Here is a 17,498-nt window from a genome sequence, read left to right as displayed (position 1 = left end):
CCGGTCGGCCGAGCAGGTGTCGCTGTCATCGGGCGCCCTCGAGGCGATCGGTATCCGGCATTCGCGGCGGGCCGCCGTCGAGCCGCGCCGAATCGGGCGAGGGCCCGCTCGGCGGCTCCGCCGGCAGTTCGACTAAAAAGATCGAGCCGACCCCCTCGGTCGATTCGAGCCAGACGCGACCTTCATGCCGTTCGACCATCCGCCGCACGAGCGCAAGCCCAATTCCCTCGCCTTTGGCAATATTGCCGTGGAGGCGCTGGAACGCGCTGAACATCTTGGGCAGATAAAGTGCGGGAATGCCGAGCCCATTATCTCTTACAAAGAATACATGGGTCTGCCGACGGGGTGCGGGACTATCGCGATTGGCCGTTTGCGAAGCATCGTGAGGGGCCGGGGAGGCCGGCGGCGGCTGTTCCGCCGCGCCGGCGGTTGCCGGCATGCTATTCGGCTCCGCGGCGCCTGAAGGCGCATGCCAATCGGCCGGCAGGACCCCGATCTCGATAAGCCCTGGCCGTTGCGGGTCGAGATAGTTGACCGCGTTGCCGATCAGATTGCCGAAAATCTGCTCGATCGTCGTCGCATCACCCCAGACCGTCGGCAAGGGCCCGACGACAATGCGCGCGCCGCGTTCGCGCACCGTCTGCCGCATCGCGCCGACCACGCGCTCGACAAGCGCGTCGGTGCGGACCTGGCGCCACTGGTAGTCGAGCCGCCCCGCGCGCGAAAGCCTCAGCAGCGCGTCGACGATATTGGCTGCCCGCGTGACCGCGCTTTGCAGGAAATGCAGAGACTCGGCTATCTCGCCGTCGACGATCTCACTCAACTGCACGCGTTGTGCCGCATTCATCGATGAGCGTTCGATCGCCTCGCGCAAGCTTGCGCAGGACACTCTCAACTCCTTCGAAAAACCTTGCAGATTGACCAGCGGCGAGCGCAGGTCATGGGACACTCCATACACGAAGGTTTCGTTGTCGTTCGTTTGGGAAACCAGGTGCTGGTTGACCTGGATCAGTTCCGCACCGCGCTGCCGGAGCTGCTCGGACAAGTTGCGGTGTTCGAGTTCGACTTCGGACAGACGCTGGCTCGATTCGTGAAGCACGGCATCGAGTGCCGAGATTTCGTCGCGGCCTCCGACGGGCCGGGGTAAAGGCATGCCGTCGGCGACGCGCCGTGCGTTTTCGCCGAGTGCGGCGAGCCGCAGGCCGATATGCCGGGTGAACAGATAGGCCGACAGCACCGTAATCAACAGCGAACCGAGCGCAGCCAACACGAGGGCGGATTTCTGGAAAATACGCAGTTGATCGAGCGATTGCCCGCGCTCTTCGTGCAGCTGGTCTTCCTGCTGATTGAACGTCGAGATGGCCTCCCGCATCCGGTTCATCAACACATCGCCTTCGTTGTTCGGGGCCAGCATCGGTAAATACTGCGCACGATCACCCGATCCGATGCGGGCCGAAACCCGGTCGATCCAGGTGTGATACCGGGTCGCCAACGCACGGATCGCGGTCACGCGCGCGAGCGCGAGCGGGTCGTCGCCGACGAGTGCATTGAGGCCGTGCAGGCGTGCGTCCAGTTCGCGCCATGGCTCAATGTCGGAGAGCGGCGTGGCCTCGCCGGTGATCGCGGCGCCATGGACGCGCGCCGATTCGCGCAGCAAGGGATCGATGATGCCTGCGGCCTGGTTGATCACCTGCTGGCTGTGCAGTTCCCAGCGTTCGACTCGCGAGGCGTCGCGCTGCTTGTCGAGCAGCGTGCCGAGTACGACGAGTTCGAGCACGCTCGGAATCGCGATCAGCAACAGCCCCTTTGTGAACAGTTTCATGCGATATCGGCGCCAATAGATATGAGATTATCGGCAAAGCCCCGCGATAGATCAATGAAACCAGCGGCATCGGCCACGACACGCGGCGCAACGCGCCCGGCAAGGCGCGAAATCGTCGCCGCCGCGTATTTTCCGTGTGCTATAAAGAACCGTGACGTGGCACTCGCGCTGTGCGAGGCCGGTTGCACCCGTTCGTTGCGAGGTCCAGCAATGCCGATCCCGAACAAGCGGCGGCGCGACAGCGTGGCCGAAACCTTTCTCAGCGCAGTCAAGCGGTGCGAGCCGTTTGCGCAGTTGAATACAAAACTTGCGCGCGCCCGCTCGCAGGACGAACCCGTGTTGTATGCACAGGTGCTGCCAGGCCTCGATGTGCTGCTGTGTCCCGTGCGCGGTGCCCAACCGCCCTACCCGGAGATCGGCGAACTGCGGCGTGCCTGCCTCGATTCGATCGAGCACGCGCTCGAGCAGCCGATCGCGGGCCTTGACAACGGTGGGTATTGGTACGAAGCAAACGGCCTCGGATTCCTCATTTTCGCGAGTATCGCGCGCAAGAAGGTTCTCTCCGAATTTGGCGCGGCAGGCAGCGCGGGCCAGCTCGCCCCGAGTGCACCTGACGCCCCGTGACCGGCGACATCGGACGGGAAGGCTTATTCCACTCCGTGTCGGGATCCTCGCTCAGGATCTCACCCAGGCTGCCAGTGAAGCTCCGCTCCCACCAAGGAGTCCGCTCAGGGCCCCGACGTAGAACCGGCCGGCGAACCGGGCCGCGCATCGTTCCAGTGCGAGTTGCCGAGTCCCATCGTCGCCTCGACACTCCGCGCGGCTTCGTCGACCAGAAGGCGCATCGCGAGTTCTGCCTCGACGGGATCCTGCATCTCGATCGCCTTCACAATCCGTTCGTGACTGTCGATGGACGCGGTGATCACGCCGGGGTTTGGACTGATGATGCGGATCATCGTCTCGATCGATGCACGGACGATGACCTCGAGCTGGATGAACAACTGATTCTGGCTCGCGCGAATGATGCCCACATGCAGGTCGAGATCGTGCGCCGCGAATTCCGCGCTTGACGACGGCCAGGTGCGCATGCCGTCGATCGCCGTACGCAGCGCCGCCTTGTCCTCGGGTGTGGCTCGCATCGCCGCGAGCGCGGCAGCCCGCGGCTCGATGACCGCGCGCAGATCGAGCAGATCGAGCATGAACTCCGGGTCGGCCTTCGCGGCGAAGCACCAGCCGATCACATCCCGGTTGAAAATCTTCCAGTTCTGCTCGGACAGCACGCGCGTGCCGAGTCGCGGCCGCATCTCCAACATACCCTTGACGAGGAGCATCGACAGCGCTTCGCGCATCAGCGTGCGGCTGACCCCGAAATTCTCGGCGAGTCCCTCCTGCGGCGGCAGGAGTTCGCCGTACTCTCCCGCCACGATGTTCAACGCAAGGCGGTCCGACACCTGTGCGACGGTCGATGTATTTTCAGCTTTACTCATTAGTTCGATCACCGGCGATAAGGCTCAGGCAGCGTCAAGATCCGACGGCTGACGTTTAATGTCGCGTAAGCATAACGGCGAGCAGCGCGACGCGAAATAATGAAATATACGTAAGTTCACCTTTTCGATATACAAAAAACCGGCGAACACTCGTTTTATCCCGCGCGATGTCGCATTCGTCTAAAGATAGGCGCGGACCGCGCATGCAGGGTCCGCGTCTTGCGACGAAGGTAGGCGCATTTCGCATTCACCGCCTTACAAAGGAGACATGATCATGACGCAGCACGTCTATAAATCCATCGAACTGACGGGCTCATCGGCCCAGTCGATCGAACATGCGGTCGAAACGGCGATTGCCAAAGCAAGCAAGACACTGCGCAATATCCACTGGTTCGAAGTCATCGAAACGCGCGGCCGTATCGAAGATGGCAAGATCGCCGACTGGCAGGTCACGCTCAAGGTCGGCCTGCGCATCGAGGACTAGCCGAGGACTCGGCCTCCCCGACCCCTATCGCGCGGTCTTCCTGACGGGCGGCTTGGTGACGCCCGGCGGCGGGGCGCTAGGCAGCGCGCGCATCGACGCGAACATCTGTGCGCACGGCGATTCGCCGACATTGGACGGCGCCAGCAAGGGAATCAGCGCGGCGAACGGGTTGATGAGCGCCAGCCCGACCACCGCGCCACCGCGCAGCGCGAGGGCCGGAATGTCGACGCCGACCTTCGGACGTGCGAAGGTACCGCCCACATGCAGGGGCGAGCGCAGCGAAAACACGCGAAAGCCCTTGGTGTGCGGGCGAATCGTGAGGTCGAGATCCTCACTGCTCAAGTCGACCTTGCCGTCGACGTTGATCAGCGCGTCCGCGGTGTCGAGTGCGAAGATGCGTGGCTCGGCGACGCCCTTGCTGACCACCACATCGGCGGCCGCGCAGTTGATCCGTGTCGTCTTGTCGCCAAACAGCCGGTTGTAGACGACGTTCGCGACGTTCAGGCCGGCAGCCTCGAGCAGCAGGTTGCTGATGGCGCCGTCATTGACGAGCAGCTTGATTTCGCCATTGGACGTCGCCGCGAGCCGGGCCGGCGAATTGCCGAGCGCGGAGAGCGCCACATCGCCGTTGACCTCGCCGAGACTCGTCTGCATCGGTGCAAAGGTCGGGAACATCTGCTTGAGGCGCAGATGACGCGCCGCGATCGAAAACCGGCCTGCGAGCGGATCGGCCGAGCCATCGAGACGGATCGTGCCCGCCAGCGAGCCCCCCGCCACACCGAAGCGCAATGGATCGAGCGTCAGGATGCCGTTATCCAGAATCAGGTGCGTGTACAGATCCGAGATCGGCAACGACTTGCTGCGCAGAATGCGGCGACCCGTGAAATGCACGTCGGCATCGAGTGTCTTCCACCGATCCGTGCGGAACTCCTCGACCGGCAGCACCTTGCCGGCCGGCTGCGAGCTCGTATCGCCGCGTTGCCGGCGGCTCGCCCGCGAATCCGCCCCGATGATCGGACCCAGGTCGGAGAGCTGGAGCACGTTGGAGACGAGCGTGCCCGACAACACGGGGCGTGGTGTTTGCTGCTGGTAGACGAGCGTGCCGTTGATATCCGAGCCACCCACGCGGCCGGTAAAGTCCTCGTATCGGAACACCATCGGGCCGCCCTGGAGCCTGGCGAACAACCGTCCATCCGTGGCAAACGGGGGCGTCTCCGGCAGCGGGATGCCGGTGATGTCGTATAGCCGGGCCATGCTGCGGCCCTGGAGCCACAGCCGCAAGTCCAGCGCGGCGAGATGTGCAGGATCGCTGAGCGTCCCGGCGACGGCGATCCGCGTATCGCCGATGCGCAGGTCGACCTGGACCGGATACGGATGCGATGCATCCTGGAGGGCAAGAATGCCGCCGAGCTTGCCGCTGCCTTCGACCGTGGTCCTCTTGTACTCGCCTTTGACCGACCAGCCGAGTGCATACTGCGGCGGCGCATTGCGCGCGGCACGGCCGCTTGTTGGCGTGCTCGCGGCGGCTGCGCCATGCGCCGACGCTCCGCCTCCCGCGGATGCCTCGCTGGCCGCCGAAGCCGAGCCGATCACCGCCGCGGAGGCCGTGGCCGGCGCATTCGTACTCGACGCCGTCACGGACTGCTCGACCGCGCTGGCCGACGACGAGGCCGCTGCCTGGCGCGACAGCTTAGCGGCGCCGGACGCGCCGACTGCCTCGGCCGAATGTTGGCGCGAAGCCTTTTCCTGCTCCCTGAGCACCTCCCCGATCGGAATCGGCTGGGAGAGCGTATCGATCGTGCCGTCGAGCGTCAGTTCGTTTTGCTGATCTGACAAGAGGAGGCGGCCCTTCTGGAAGGCGACATTGTGGAGATCGAGCTTCCACTCGGACGGAGTGCTTGACGACGGCAACCGGAACGTCCAGTTGTTGGTGCCGTCGAGTACGCGCTCGAGATCGACGGAGGGATTGACGAGGTTGATCGACGGAATCACGATCTTGCGTCTGAGCAAGGGCAGCACGGCCACCTGAAAGTCGATCTCGTCGAGCGTCGCGAAATATTTCTGCTGAGCCCAGTCCGGATTGCCGATCGTGATGTTGGCCGCCGAGAAGCGCGGCCATGGAATCCAGGCGCGCCACCCCGTAAGCCATTCTTGAGGTGCGTTGTGCCAGCCGATCTTGAGATCGCCGTTGATCGCGAACGGCCGGCCGATCGCCGCGGATACTTTGTCGTCGACCCAGGGGCGCGCCCGATTCCAGTCGAACGTCAGGAACACGACAACCAGCACAGTGATCAGCAGCACGATAGCGCCCAGCGTCCAACCAGCGATCCTGAGGGCCATTCGTGAAACAGGTCGGGCACGGGTCGTCATTCAGTCATCCTTGTTGGGTTGGATAGACGCAGAATATAACGTGCCTGTGTGCGCAAGCGCACACACAACAACAGGTTTGAGCAGCAATTCCCAGGCCAGATGGTGCGCGAGCTGATCTGCATGCTATGCTCGCACAGTCCGCTGACTGAATGCACAGGGGCGCGCTTCAACGATAGAACCCGACAAAAATGTACGGCGCGCAATGCCTCCGGTGCACGAAAGAGTGAAGCCGATCAAGTCCTACCCCGACCACCGCGCAGCGCGCCACGAGATGCTCACCTCGCGTATCGCGCTGATGACCTTGTGCGTCGTCCTGATCGTCGGCGTGTTCGCCGGACTCGCTCTCTGGCAGGGCCGCGCACAGCTGTTCGAGCGCAAGCATGCCGTGGCGATGGACGTCGTGCAAAGTGTCGAGTCGATGATCGATCGCGTCGCGCTCGAACACGCGAGCCTGATGCCGCTGGTCGGCATACCCTGCGACGAAGCACGGCAGCGCCTCTCCGCGACCGATGCCTTTATACCCTATGTCCGCACGGGCGCGCTCGTCGCCGATGGCGTGATCTATTGCGCCTCCAGCTATGGTGCGACTGATGTTCCCCTTTCGAGCTACTTCAGCGAAATTCGCCGCGACCGGCCTTCATACCGTCTCGTGCGCGGTACGCTGACTCAGCCCGGCCGCCCCTCCCTGCTCGCCTTCTTTCCTGACACGGTGCCCGATGCGCTCGGCAGAGGCGTGCTGTTCTACCTCGACGGGGCCTATCTCTCCGACATCCTGCGCAACGACAGCCGCTTCGGGATGGACCAGATCAATCTGCGCGACGGCAATGTCATGCTCACGCTGCAGGGTGCCGTCGAGTCTGACAAGCAGCCACCGACCGCGAGCGCTTCGCGGTTCCCGCTCGAGGTCGTGGTCCACCCGTCGCCGCGTCTGGTCCGGGATATCTACCAGCATCAGCTGACGCTGTTCATCCCGATCGGCATCGCGTTTGCCGCGCTATTCGTCTGGCTCATGTCGAATTCCTTCACGCCGCGCAGGACGCTCCTGCGCGCAGTGCGCGCCGGGATCGCGCGGCACGAGTTCGATGTCCACTACCAGCCGGTGGTCGAACTCGGCACCGGGGTATGCGTTGGCGTCGAAGCGCTGGTGAGATGGTCGCATCCCCGTTGGGGGGTCGTCAGTCCCAACGATTTCATCGGCGTCGTCGAGGGCGACCCGCTGATCGTACCGATGACGCGGATGGTCGTCGAACGCGCGCTCGACGAACTTCATCAACAGAAGATTCCACGGCATCTGCATCTTGCTGTGAATCTCGCGCCGCGCCATCTGCAAAGCAGCCACGCGATCGCCGACCTCGCCCGCCTCCTCGCTTCACATGGTCGGGGCAGACCGGTCATCGCCGAGGTCACCGAACGCTATCTGTTCGATGACCCGCAAGCCGCGCTGGCCTCGTTCGAAACGCTGCGCAAACAGGGTGTGCGCTTCGCGCTCGACGATTTCGGTACCGATCGGAGCACGCTCGCGCAGTTGCAGGATTTTCATTTCGACTACCTGAAGATCGACCAGCGTTTTGTCGCCGAACTCGAAGACGACCGGACCGACCTGATCCGCGGCATCATCGCGCTGGCCCGGCAAATCGGGCTGACCTTGATTGCCGAAGGCATCGAGACGATGCGGCAGCACCGAAGCCTGTTAGAACTGGGCGTCGCTTATGGCCAGGGCTTCTTCTATGCGCAGCCGATGAGCGCGGCAAGCCTCGCGCGCTGGCTCGCGCTCGGCTCGACTCAGGCGCTCGTGTCGCAAGGCCATTCGCGCTCCGGCGCTGCGCTCGAGCCGGCGCCCCCCGGACCGCGCAGCTCCCGCTTCCCGCGGCGGGACCTGCGGTCCGACGACGCCTGAAGCGCTCGCCGCGCCTCGCCTCGGGTCACCTACCCATTGCGGGTTCACCGCTCTGCCGCTCATTGCACCCTTCGCCGAACGGGGGCGTCCCGCGCGCCGTCACGGCTTGCCGCTGACGATGACCTGCGTGCCATCCTTGAGTGTCAGCGTCTTGGGCTTGCCATTGAGTGGCAGGGTGAAACGGACGATTTCACTGTACTGGTTGACAGGGGGGCAGGCATTGGCACCGGCCGCGGCCGAACCCTGCCTGGGCGCCTTGCCCTGCGGACTGATCGCGTCGAAGCCCAGCTGGATCGTCGCGACCCCCGGCTTGTTGACCACCGGTGCGAGGCGCACGCGTGTCTGCCGCTGGAGCGCACCGTTTTCATCGACCGGCCAGTCATGGGCCGACGCGCATTGTGCGGGAAAGGCGACCGGACCACCCGGAGGCGTCGACTTCCATGAATAGTCGTCGGTCTGCCCCGACGCGATCTGGCGGGTCGACTGGCTATCTCCGTAAGCCTTCGAATGAACCTTGACGGTGTAGGCCACACGCCCCTCCGGCAATAGGGCATAGACAGCAGGGCTTCCCCCTGCGAGGGCTGCCGCAAACGCCGCCGCGATCAGCAGTGTTTTCATCGGTTCTCTCCTGAGTTGATATTCGAGCCCGGCTCATCGGCACGGCGTATTCCATTGCTCCGCCGCCCCGTCGCGCATGGCCTTGCATCTCGCTGCCTGAACGGCCAGCCATCAGCCACAAGGCATCCACCGATCGTCCACCTACTGCCTACCCTCGATTCCAGCCTGATGATAAGCACGAGATCGCATGCATGCCAATCGGCAGCGTCCCGAACCCGGCCGCGAATCCGCACCATAGGGCTGGATTGCGCCGATCGAAGCGTCCGCTAAACAGGGTTCGCAAAATATCGTCCGTTTCCGCTTGCCACTATCAAGTAGACGCCGGCGCAACCGTAAACAGGGAGAAGAGAACTACTCCGACTGATTTCCCCTTCAAGGATCACTCCATGTTCGTCATCATCGGCTGGGTCGTCGTCACCGTCTGCGTGTTCGGCAGCTTCATCGCCGAGGGCGGTCATATCGCCGCCCTCATACAGCCCTTCGAGTTTGTCTGCATCTTTGGTGCCGCGGTCGGTGCCTTTGTCGTCAGCAACCCGACCAAGACGCTGAAGGCCACGCTCAAAGCCCTGCCGAGTTGCTTCAAGGGGAGCAAGTACGACAAGAAGAAGTACCTTCAGGTCATCGCACTGCTCTACGAGCTGCTTCAAAAGTCTCGCAAGGAAGGCATGCTGAGCCTTGAAGGTGATGTCGAGACGCCTGAGGAAAGCCCGATCTTCCAGAAGTACCCCGTGGTACTCAACGATCATCACCTGCGCGACTTCATCGTCGACTATCTGCGGATGATGTCGAGCGGCAACCTCGCGGTTCATGAGGTACAGGACCTGATGGATGCCGAACTGCAAACTCACCATGCCGAGGTTTCCGTGCCGGGTATCGCGGTGCAGACCGTCGCGGACGGCTTGCCGGCGTTCGGTATCGTCGCCGCCGTGATGGGCGTGGTGCATACGATGGGCTCGATCGGGGTGCCGCCGGCCGAACTCGGCGAGATGATCGCGTCCGCGCTGGTCGGCACCTTTCTCGGCATCTTGCTGGCCTACGGTTTCATCGGGCCGCTCGCGAGCGTGCTCAACGCCAAGGCGAAGGAAGCGGGCAAGCCCTTCGAATGCGTGAAGTGCGTGCTGCTTGCCGCCATGGGCGGTTACGCACCGACCGTCGCAGTCGAGTTCGGCCGCAAGGTGCTGTTCTCGGTCGACCGGCCGAGCTTCGAGGAGCTCGAGGAAGCCGTCAAGGCGACGAAGACTCCCAAGGCCGCCTGATCATGCCACCTCCGAGGAAAAAAGAAAGCGAGACCGCCAAGGTCTCCCTGCTGATTCTGCGCCGCCGCGGCGGCCAAGACGATCACCCGCATCACGGGGGCGCGTGGAAGATCGCCTACGCCGACTTCGTCACGGCCATGATGGCGTTCTTCCTGCTCATGTGGCTGCTGAACTCGACCAACAAGAGCGACAAGCAGGGCATCGCGGACTTCTTCAAAAGGCCGCTGGCCGTGGCGATGGCGAGCGGCCGGTCGGTGAGCGCATCCGACAGCATTCTCGATGGCGGCGGCAAGGACCTCACCACTTCGAGGCCCGGCGAAACGCGGCATGGCGACGATTCGAAGCAGCAGAACCCGGTGCTCGTGCCCAATTCGACCACGCAGGCTTCGGCCGACGCGCACACCGACCCGCAGGCTTCGCTGATGCCCGCGGTCGCGACCAGCCAGACGGCCGCCAAGACGCAATCCGAACAGAACGACGATGCGCAACGCTTGTCGGCGCTCAAGACGCGGCTCGACAAGATGGTCGAAATGAATCCGAAGCTGGCACAGTTTCGCAACCAGATCAAGATCGACATCACGACCGAAGGCCTGCGCATCCAGATCGTCGATGCGCAGAACCGGCCGATGTTTGCGACCGGCAAGGCCGTCCTCGAGCCGTACGCGAAAGAAATCCTCGACGAGATCGGCACGGCGCTCAATGATGTGTCCAACCATATCTCGATCGCCGGGCACACGGATTCCGCTCCGTATGCGGGTGCCGAATCAGGTTACTCGAACTGGGAACTGTCCTCCGAGCGGGCGAATGCGGCACGGCGCGAACTCGGCGTCGGCGGCCTGGCTGAACAGAAGGTGCTCCAGGTCCGCGGTCTTGCCGATGCATTGCCATTGAACAAGGCCAACCCTGCCGAGCCCAGCAACCGGCGCATCAGTATTGTCGTGCTGAACAAGCGGACGGAGGATGCGTTCTTCCGCGACGGCGGCCGGACCGACCTGAGTTCGCCGGGGCAGTTGCCGACGGCGTTGGGAGCGTCGAAGACAGGGGTCGGCGCAGCCAGGGTGCCGGGCGCGGCTAAAGTCACACCCGTCGCCACACCCGTCAAAACCGGCGACGCGGGTGCGATTACCCTGCCTGCCAAGGACAGCACGGGGACTGTCACAACGGCGGTGTTCGCAAACCCGTCAGCGCGTGCCGAGGGGACGGCGGGACGCTGAGATTACAATAGCGGCCGTTCCCACCCTTCCCCTTCAGCATACCGATGAACCTGGTCATCCAGAGCGCCACCCCGCTCGACGCTGCGCACGTCAAGCCTCTGAGCGCTCTTGCGCGCGGCAAGTCAGCCGGCCTCGTCGACGCGCACACCCTGCGCGTGGTCGATGCGCAGTTTTCGCAACGGCCCGACATCGAAATCTATTGCGGCACGCATCAACTCGACTTCGCCTACGTCGAACCGCAATCGCTGACGGCATTCAAGCTGCTGGCGATGGACATGGACTCGACGCTGATCACGATCGAATGCATTGACGAGATTGCCGATTTCTGCGGCCTCAAGGCGGAAGTCGCGGCGATCACCGAGGCCTCGATGCGCGGTGAAATCCGTGACTTCAACGAGAGCCTGACGCGCCGTGTGGCCCTGCTCGAAGGGCTTGACGCGAGCGCGCTCGAACGTGTCTACGAAGAGCGCCTGCGTCTTTCGCCAGGGGCCGAAGCCATGCTAGCCGGTGCACGGGCCGCGGGCCTCAAGACGCTGCTCGTCTCGGGCGGCTTCACGTTTTTCACCGAACGGCTCCAGGAGCGGCTCGGCCTTGACTTCACACGGGCTAACACCCTCGAGATCGTCGACGGCAAGCTCACGGGACGCGTGCTCGGTGAAATCGTCAACGCCGACGTCAAGGCTCGCACGCTGCTCGAAACCTGCGCGAGCCTCGGCGTTGTGCCTGCCCGCGCGATCGCCATGGGCGACGGCTCGAACGACTTGAAGATGATGGCCGAGGCGGGCCTGTCAGTCGCGTTCCGTGCCAAGCCCGTCGTGTGCGAAGCGGCGAACGTCGCCTTTAATTTCGTCGGGCTTGACGGTCTGCTGCGGCTGTTTGTCTAGTTGACGGTTCAACGGCCCGCTTCGGCAGTTCGCCCCGTTGACGGTTCGACGGCCCGTTGCGGCTGTTCGACCCATTGACGGTTCGACGGCCCACTGCGTCTGTTCGTCGAGTTGCCGGTTCGACGGGCCCCCTGCGGCTGTCCGTCGAGTTGCTGGTTCGACAGCCCGGTGCGTCTGTTCGCCGGGTTCGACGGCATCTTGCTTCGTTTGTTCGTCTGGTTTCCGGGCTCGTCTAGCCCAGATGCGCCGTGAGGCTTTGCTCGATGTCCGCGCGCAGATCGCCTTCATCCTCGAGGCCGACGAACAGACGCACGAGCACACCGTCGTGCGGCCAGCGCGTCGCGGTGCGCATCGTGCGGACGTTGTAGGGCAGCGCGAGGCTCAATGCGCCGCCCCAACTATAGCCAAGCTTGAACAGGCGCAATCCCTCGACGAATGCATCGACCTGCGCGCTGCTGTACCGGGGATTGAAGACGATCGAGAACAGGCCGCCCGCCGCCGTGAAATCGCGCATGAACGTCGCGTGCCCCGGACAGTCCGGCAACGCCGGATGCAGCACGACATCGACCTCCGGGCGGGTCTTGAGCCAGCGAGCGAGGGCAAGCGCGCTGCGATCATGCGCCTCGTAGCGAACCTGCATCGTCGGCAGGCTGCGCAGCACGAGCGAACAGTCGTCGGAGGACACGCCGAGGCCGAAGATCATGCGCGCCCGCTTGAGCTCGGCATGAAGATCGGCGTTGGACGTGACCGTCGCGCCCATCAATATATCGCTTCCCCCCGACTGATATTTCGTGAGCGCCTGGATCACGATGTCGACACCATGTTCGAGCGGACGGAATGACAGACCCGCCGCATAAGTGCTGTCGATCGCGGTCAGAATGCCCTTCGCGCGTGCGACCTGTGCGATCGCGGGCACGTCCGGGACTTCCATCGTCACGGAACCGGGTGCCTCGAGCCAGATGAGTTTTGTATTGTCCTGCAGCAGATCGGCGATCTTCGCACCGATCATCGGATCGAAGTAGCGCACGGAAACCCCGTGATGCTTCGCGTACCAGTCGGCGAGTTCACGATTCGGCGAATAGGCGTTGTCCGGGATCAGGATATCGTCGCCGGGGTGCACGAATGCGAGATAGACATTGGTGATCGACGACAGTCCCGACGGGTGAAGCAGCGTATGCTTGCCGCCCTCGAGCGTGGCGAGTCGCTGTGCGAGCGCCATCGAGGTCGGCGTCGCATGCAGGCCATAGCGCCATTTCGAATCGTCGCGCCAGTTCAAGGCGCGGATCGAGGCAAGGTCCGGAAACAGCACGGTCGACGCGCGCGCGACCGGCACCGGCACTGCAGTCCAGCCGGGAGTGATCTGGTCGTCGGGATGAATCGAAAGTGTCTGCGGATGAAGCTTCGGACCGGCGTCTGACATGGCTAGGGCGGGGAGAGGAAACTGCACTGAAGGCAAGCGAATTGAAGCCGTCGAGGATAGCATAGGGATCCGTGCCCGTCCCCCTCTGCGCCGGCACGCCGAGCGCTACTGCTGGCCTGCCGCCGAGGCGCCCTTCACCCGATGCAGGTCGATCGATTCCGTTACCGATTCATCGACATTGCTCCAGACGCCCTTGAAGTCCCCGTTCGGGGCGAGCTTGCCGACCCATTGACCCGAAATGCGCGTGCCGTCGTCGGACTCGTCGAGCTCGATCACACCGTTATCGCCGCTATCGCCCGCGACGAGCCGCACTTCCTTTGAATCAGCGAACTGGTACTCGCCATGCAGCCCGCCCCCATCGTCGGGGCCGGTCTTGGCACCCAGCCTGAGCACGATCGCGCGTTTGCCCAGGGTGCCTTCATAACGAGGCAGGCTGGCGAACGCAGGGTCGGGATGCAAGGTGACTGCGGGCTTCGACCCTGCCGTCGCACTCCCGCTGGAGGATCCGGTCGCGCAAGCGCCCAGCACAGCCAGCAAGCCGCTCAACGCAACCGTCCCCACGATCACCCGCCATCCCCTCGGTGTGAAACTTTTTGACATCCACTCTGCCCTTTTGCATCTGAGTCGTCTGAGTCGTCTGAGTCGTCTGAGTCGTCTGAGTCGTCTGAATCGCCCGAGTCGCCCAAGTCGTCTGAGTCGTCCAAGTCGCCTGCCCAGTCCACGAAATCCGCCGGCCCTCGCGGGCTTGCCGCGCCCGAGCCGGCAGGACGGGTCAGATCCGCTCGAAGATCGCCGCGATGCCCTGGCCGCCGCCGATGCACATCGTTACGAGCGCATACCGGCCCTGGATACGTTCGAGTTCATAGAGGGCCTTCACCGTGATCAACGCGCCCGTCGCCCCGATCGGGTGACCGAGCGAAATGCCCGAGCCGTTCGGGTTGACCTTGGCCGGATCGAAGCCGAGTTCCTTCGACACCGCACAAGCCTGTGCGGCAAAGGCCTCGTTCGCTTCGATCACATCGAGATCGGCAACGCTGAGCCCAGCGCGTTCGAGTGCCTTGCGCGTGGCCGGAACCGGACCGATGCCCATGTATTTCGGATCGACGCCCGCATGCGCATACGCGACGAGCCGTGCGAGCGGCTTGATGCCGCGCTGCGCGGCCGTCGTGCGCTCCATCAGTACAAGCGCCGCGGCCGCATCGTTGAGACCGGATGCATTGCCCGCCGTTACCGTGCCGCCCTCCTTCCTGAACACCGGCCGGAGCTTCCCAAGATCTTCGGCGGTCGTGCCGCCGCGCACGTGCTCGTCGGTATCGAACACGGTATCGCCCTTGCGAGTCTTGAGCGTGACCGGCAGGATCTGGTCCTTGAAGTAGCCCGCTTCGATCGCATGCGCGGCCCGCCGATGCGATTCGGCCGCAAGCGCGTCCTGCGCAGCACGGCCGATCTCATAGCGCTGCGCCACGTTCTCGGCCGTCACGCCCATATGGATGTCGTCGAACGGATCATGCAATGCGCCGAGCATCATGTCGATCAACCCCGCGTCGCCCATGCGGGCACCGAAGCGCGCGGCAGGTGCCATATACGGGGCGCGGCTCATGCTCTCCGCCCCACCCGCAACGGTGATATCCGCGTCGCCCAGCATGATCGACTGGGCCGCCGAGACGATCGCCTGCAGACCGGAGCCGCACAGACGGTTCAGCGTCATCGCGGGCGTATGATGGCTCACGCCCGCATCGATCGCGGCCACGCGAGCGAGATACATATCGCGAGGTTCCGTATTGATCACATGGCCGAACACGACATGGCCGACTTCGTCTGCGCCGACTTTTGCGCGCGTGAGCGCCTCGCGCACGACACGTGCACCGAGCTCGGTTGGCGCAAGGTCCTTGAGACTGCCGCCAAAATCACCGATCGCCGTACGCACACCGCTCACCACCACGACATCGCGTGTCATCGCACTCTCCCAAATTCGACAAAGTTTGCCTGGACGCTCATTGTCCCAGCAGCCACCGTCGGACAATGACGCAAGGTATCATCGCGGTTCCGCTTTTTGAAGTGCGGGCAGGAGAAATCAGATGCAGATGTCGTCGCGCGCCCTCTCACGCGCTGTGGTCGTAGTTCCCCTGGCGCTGGCCCTAAGCGCATGCAGTCTCATGCCATGGTCCAAGCCGTCGGGCGAGAAGTCTCCCGATACGACGGCGCAGACCCAGTCGTCGGGCATCGTTGCGGGAGACGCCCGGACCGTGTATACCGTGGAAAAAACGGCTCTCACGCCGGCGAGCAGTACGGCCGACAATATGGTCAGGATCGACGCGATCACGCGCTCAGGCTGCCCGTTGGTTTCCAATATCGAGCGGCCGACCGAAGGTGTCAGCGACACACCCCAGTTGTGGACCGTCCACACCTGCCACGGCGATCTGGTCTACCAGGTGATGACGAAGCAAGGGCCTGACGGACAGGTCGTCACAGTGCTGCCCGCGGGTGGCGCGATCGACAAGCCGGCCAATCCTCATTTCACGCCGGGGACGCGGGGCGACGAGATGGACAAGGGCACGTCGGCCGCCGAACCGGCCTCGGATTCGGCCGCCTCGAGTGACGACTCAAACGAGCAGAAGCCGGACACGCCGCAACCGGATACGCCGACACAATAGGTGCGCGTCGCTCAGACGGTGCCCCACAGATCGTGTCCGTCGGCACCCGTGATCTTGACCGAGACGAAGTCGCCGGCCTTGTAGCGTTTCGAAGGCTTGCCCGGCGGGTCGATATAGACGACGCCGTCGATCTCCGGCGCATCGGCGGCCGAGCGGCCGACGCCGCCATCCGCATTGACTTCGTCGACGAGCACCTTGAGCGTGCGGCCGACCTTGCGCTTGAGCCGCGTGGCCGATATGGCTTCAGCCACTTCCATGAAACGTGCGCGCCGTTCTTCGCGCACATCGTCGGGCAATGCGCCTTCGAGTTCGTTCGCAGTCGCGCCCTCGACCGGCGAATACGCAAAACAGCCGACGCGATCGAGTTCCGCTTCGCGCACGAAGTCGAGCAGCGTCTCGAATTCGGCTTCGGTCTCACCGGGGAAACCCGCGATAAACGTGCTGCGGATCGTGAGGTCCGGACAGATCTCGCGCCAGGCCTTGACGCGTTCCATGACCTTTTCCGCATTCGCCGGCCGCTTCATGCGCTTGAGCACATCCGGGTGCGCGTGCTGGAAGGGTACGTCGAGATAGGGCAGGACATGGCCGCCGTTCATCATCGGAATGATTTCGTCGACATGGGGGTAGGGATAGACATAGTGCAGCCGCACCCACGCGCCGTACTGCGCGGCGAGCTCACCGAGTGCGCCGACCAGTTCGGTCATGCGTGTCTTCAGCGGTCGGCCGTTCCAGAAGCCTGTCCGGTACTTGACGTCGACACCGTAGGCGCTCGTGTCCTGTGAGATGACGAGCAATTCCTTCACACCCGACTTGAACAGGTTTTCGGCCTCGAGCATCACGTCCGCGACGGGACGCGAGACGAGGTCCCCGCGCATCGATGGGATGATGCAGAACGTGCAGCGGTGGTTACAGCCTTCCGAAATCTTGAGATACGCATAGTGGCGCGGCGTGAGCTTGACGCCCGCGGCCGGCACGAGATCGGTGAACGGATCGTGAGGCTTGGGCAGATGCGCGTGCACTGCCTGCATGACTTCGCCGAGTGCGTGGGGGCCGGTCACGGCGAGCACCTTCGGGTGGACTTCCTCGATGAGACCGCCTCCGCTTGCGCTCTTCTTCGCGCCCAGGCAGCCGGTCACGATGACCCGCCCATTTTCCGACAGGGCTTCGCCGATCGCATCGAGACTTTCCTGGACCGCCTCATCGATGAATCCGCAGGTATTGACGACGACGAGGTCCGCGCCCTCGTAGCTCGCGTGGATCGAATAGCCTTCGGCGCGCAACTGGGTGATGATCTGTTCGGAATCGACGAGTGCCTTCGGGCAGCCCAGGCTGACGAACCCCACCTTCGGGTTCGAAGAAGTCGGCGCGGCGGGGTTTGAAGTCTGCGACATG

The 17,498-nt window shown here is 63.8% G+C and carries 15 protein-coding genes; 7 read left to right on the top strand and 8 right to left on the bottom strand.

What is annotated here, in order from left to right; all coding sequences use genetic code 11:
• Window positions 1–25 precede the first annotated feature (25 nt).
• Complete coding sequence (locus tag HV670_RS20290; protein ID WP_175106664.1) at window positions 26–1,822, bottom strand: sensor histidine kinase; 1,797 nt, start codon at window positions 1,820–1,822, stop codon at window positions 26–28.
• A 210-nt stretch (window positions 1,823–2,032) separates the two neighbouring features.
• Here HV670_RS20290 and HV670_RS20285 point away from each other — a divergent pair, with 210 nt between their 5' ends.
• Complete coding sequence (locus HV670_RS20285; protein ID WP_175106663.1) at window positions 2,033–2,446, top strand: hypothetical protein; 414 nt, start codon at window positions 2,033–2,035, stop codon at window positions 2,444–2,446.
• A gap of 104 nt (window positions 2,447–2,550) precedes the next feature.
• Here HV670_RS20285 and HV670_RS20280 read toward each other — a convergent pair whose 3' ends face one another.
• On the bottom strand, window positions 2,551–3,309 hold the full coding sequence (locus HV670_RS20280; protein ID WP_175106662.1) for a FadR/GntR family transcriptional regulator: 759 nt from the start codon (window positions 3,307–3,309) through the stop codon (window positions 2,551–2,553).
• Between the two features lie 274 nt (window positions 3,310–3,583).
• On the opposite strand from HV670_RS20280, the gene HV670_RS20275 reads away from it, so the two are divergent.
• The gene (locus tag HV670_RS20275) at window positions 3,584–3,793 is read left to right on the top strand and encodes a dodecin (protein ID WP_175106661.1); all 210 of its coding nucleotides are present in this window, start codon (window positions 3,584–3,586) and stop codon (window positions 3,791–3,793) included.
• A gap of 24 nt (window positions 3,794–3,817) precedes the next feature.
• Here HV670_RS20275 and HV670_RS20270 read toward each other — a convergent pair whose 3' ends face one another.
• Window positions 3,818–6,163: an AsmA family protein gene (locus HV670_RS20270; RefSeq protein ID WP_425511446.1), complete on the bottom strand. Its 2,346-nt coding sequence runs from the start codon at window positions 6,161–6,163 to the stop codon at window positions 3,818–3,820.
• Window positions 6,164–6,386: 223 nt separating this feature from the next.
• Here HV670_RS20270 and HV670_RS20265 point away from each other — a divergent pair, with 223 nt between their 5' ends.
• Window positions 6,387–8,060: an EAL domain-containing protein gene (locus tag HV670_RS20265; RefSeq protein ID WP_175106660.1), complete on the top strand. Its 1,674-nt coding sequence runs from the start codon at window positions 6,387–6,389 to the stop codon at window positions 8,058–8,060.
• Between the two features lie 99 nt (window positions 8,061–8,159).
• Here HV670_RS20265 and HV670_RS20260 read toward each other — a convergent pair whose 3' ends face one another.
• A complete protein-coding gene (locus HV670_RS20260; RefSeq protein WP_246257751.1) occupies window positions 8,160–8,678 on the bottom strand; it encodes a DUF6013 family protein in 519 nt (172 codons plus the stop codon).
• Between the two features lie 386 nt (window positions 8,679–9,064).
• Between HV670_RS20260 and motA the strand changes: the two genes are divergently transcribed.
• Genes motA through serB form a run of 3 tightly spaced genes read left to right on the top strand, consistent with a single transcriptional unit; the run spans window position 9,065 to window position 12,032 of the window.
• Entirely contained in the window at window positions 9,065–9,934 is an 870-nt protein-coding gene (gene motA, locus HV670_RS20255; RefSeq protein ID WP_175106659.1) for a flagellar motor stator protein MotA, read from the top strand.
• A 2-nt stretch (window positions 9,935–9,936) separates the two neighbouring features.
• A complete protein-coding gene (gene motB, locus HV670_RS20250; RefSeq protein WP_175106658.1) occupies window positions 9,937–11,148 on the top strand; it encodes a flagellar motor protein MotB in 1,212 nt (403 codons plus the stop codon).
• 44 nt (window positions 11,149–11,192) lie between these two features.
• Window positions 11,193–12,032, top strand: coding sequence for a phosphoserine phosphatase SerB (gene serB / locus HV670_RS20245; protein ID WP_175106657.1), 840 nt, complete (start codon window positions 11,193–11,195; stop codon window positions 12,030–12,032).
• A 232-nt stretch (window positions 12,033–12,264) separates the two neighbouring features.
• On the opposite strand, the gene HV670_RS20240 is transcribed toward serB, so the two are convergent.
• The 3 genes from HV670_RS20240 to bktB form a co-directional block, all read right to left on the bottom strand.
• On the bottom strand, window positions 12,265–13,452 hold the full coding sequence (locus HV670_RS20240) for a cystathionine beta-lyase (RefSeq protein ID WP_175106656.1): 1,188 nt from the start codon (window positions 13,450–13,452) through the stop codon (window positions 12,265–12,267).
• A gap of 105 nt (window positions 13,453–13,557) precedes the next feature.
• Window positions 13,558–14,052, bottom strand: coding sequence for a hypothetical protein (locus HV670_RS20235; protein WP_175106655.1), 495 nt, complete (start codon window positions 14,050–14,052; stop codon window positions 13,558–13,560).
• Window positions 14,053–14,224: 172 nt separating this feature from the next.
• Complete coding sequence (gene bktB / locus HV670_RS20230) at window positions 14,225–15,409, bottom strand: beta-ketothiolase BktB (protein ID WP_175106654.1); 1,185 nt, start codon at window positions 15,407–15,409, stop codon at window positions 14,225–14,227.
• Window positions 15,410–15,608: 199 nt separating this feature from the next.
• On the opposite strand from bktB, the gene HV670_RS20225 reads away from it, so the two are divergent.
• Window positions 15,609–16,106, top strand: a complete 498-nt coding sequence (locus tag HV670_RS20225) for a hypothetical protein (RefSeq protein WP_217478471.1) — start codon at window positions 15,609–15,611, stop codon at window positions 16,104–16,106.
• Window positions 16,107–16,117: 11 nt separating this feature from the next.
• Here HV670_RS20225 and rimO read toward each other — a convergent pair whose 3' ends face one another.
• Complete coding sequence (rimO, locus tag HV670_RS20220; RefSeq protein ID WP_175106652.1) at window positions 16,118–17,497, bottom strand: 30S ribosomal protein S12 methylthiotransferase RimO; 1,380 nt, start codon at window positions 17,495–17,497, stop codon at window positions 16,118–16,120.
• Window position 17,498: the final 1 nt, after the last annotated feature.

It is taken from the genome of Pararobbsia alpina (assembly GCF_902859895.1).
Lineage (GTDB): Bacteria > Pseudomonadota > Gammaproteobacteria > Burkholderiales > Burkholderiaceae > Pararobbsia > Pararobbsia alpina.
This window is presented reverse-complemented; position numbering and strand designations above follow the sequence as displayed.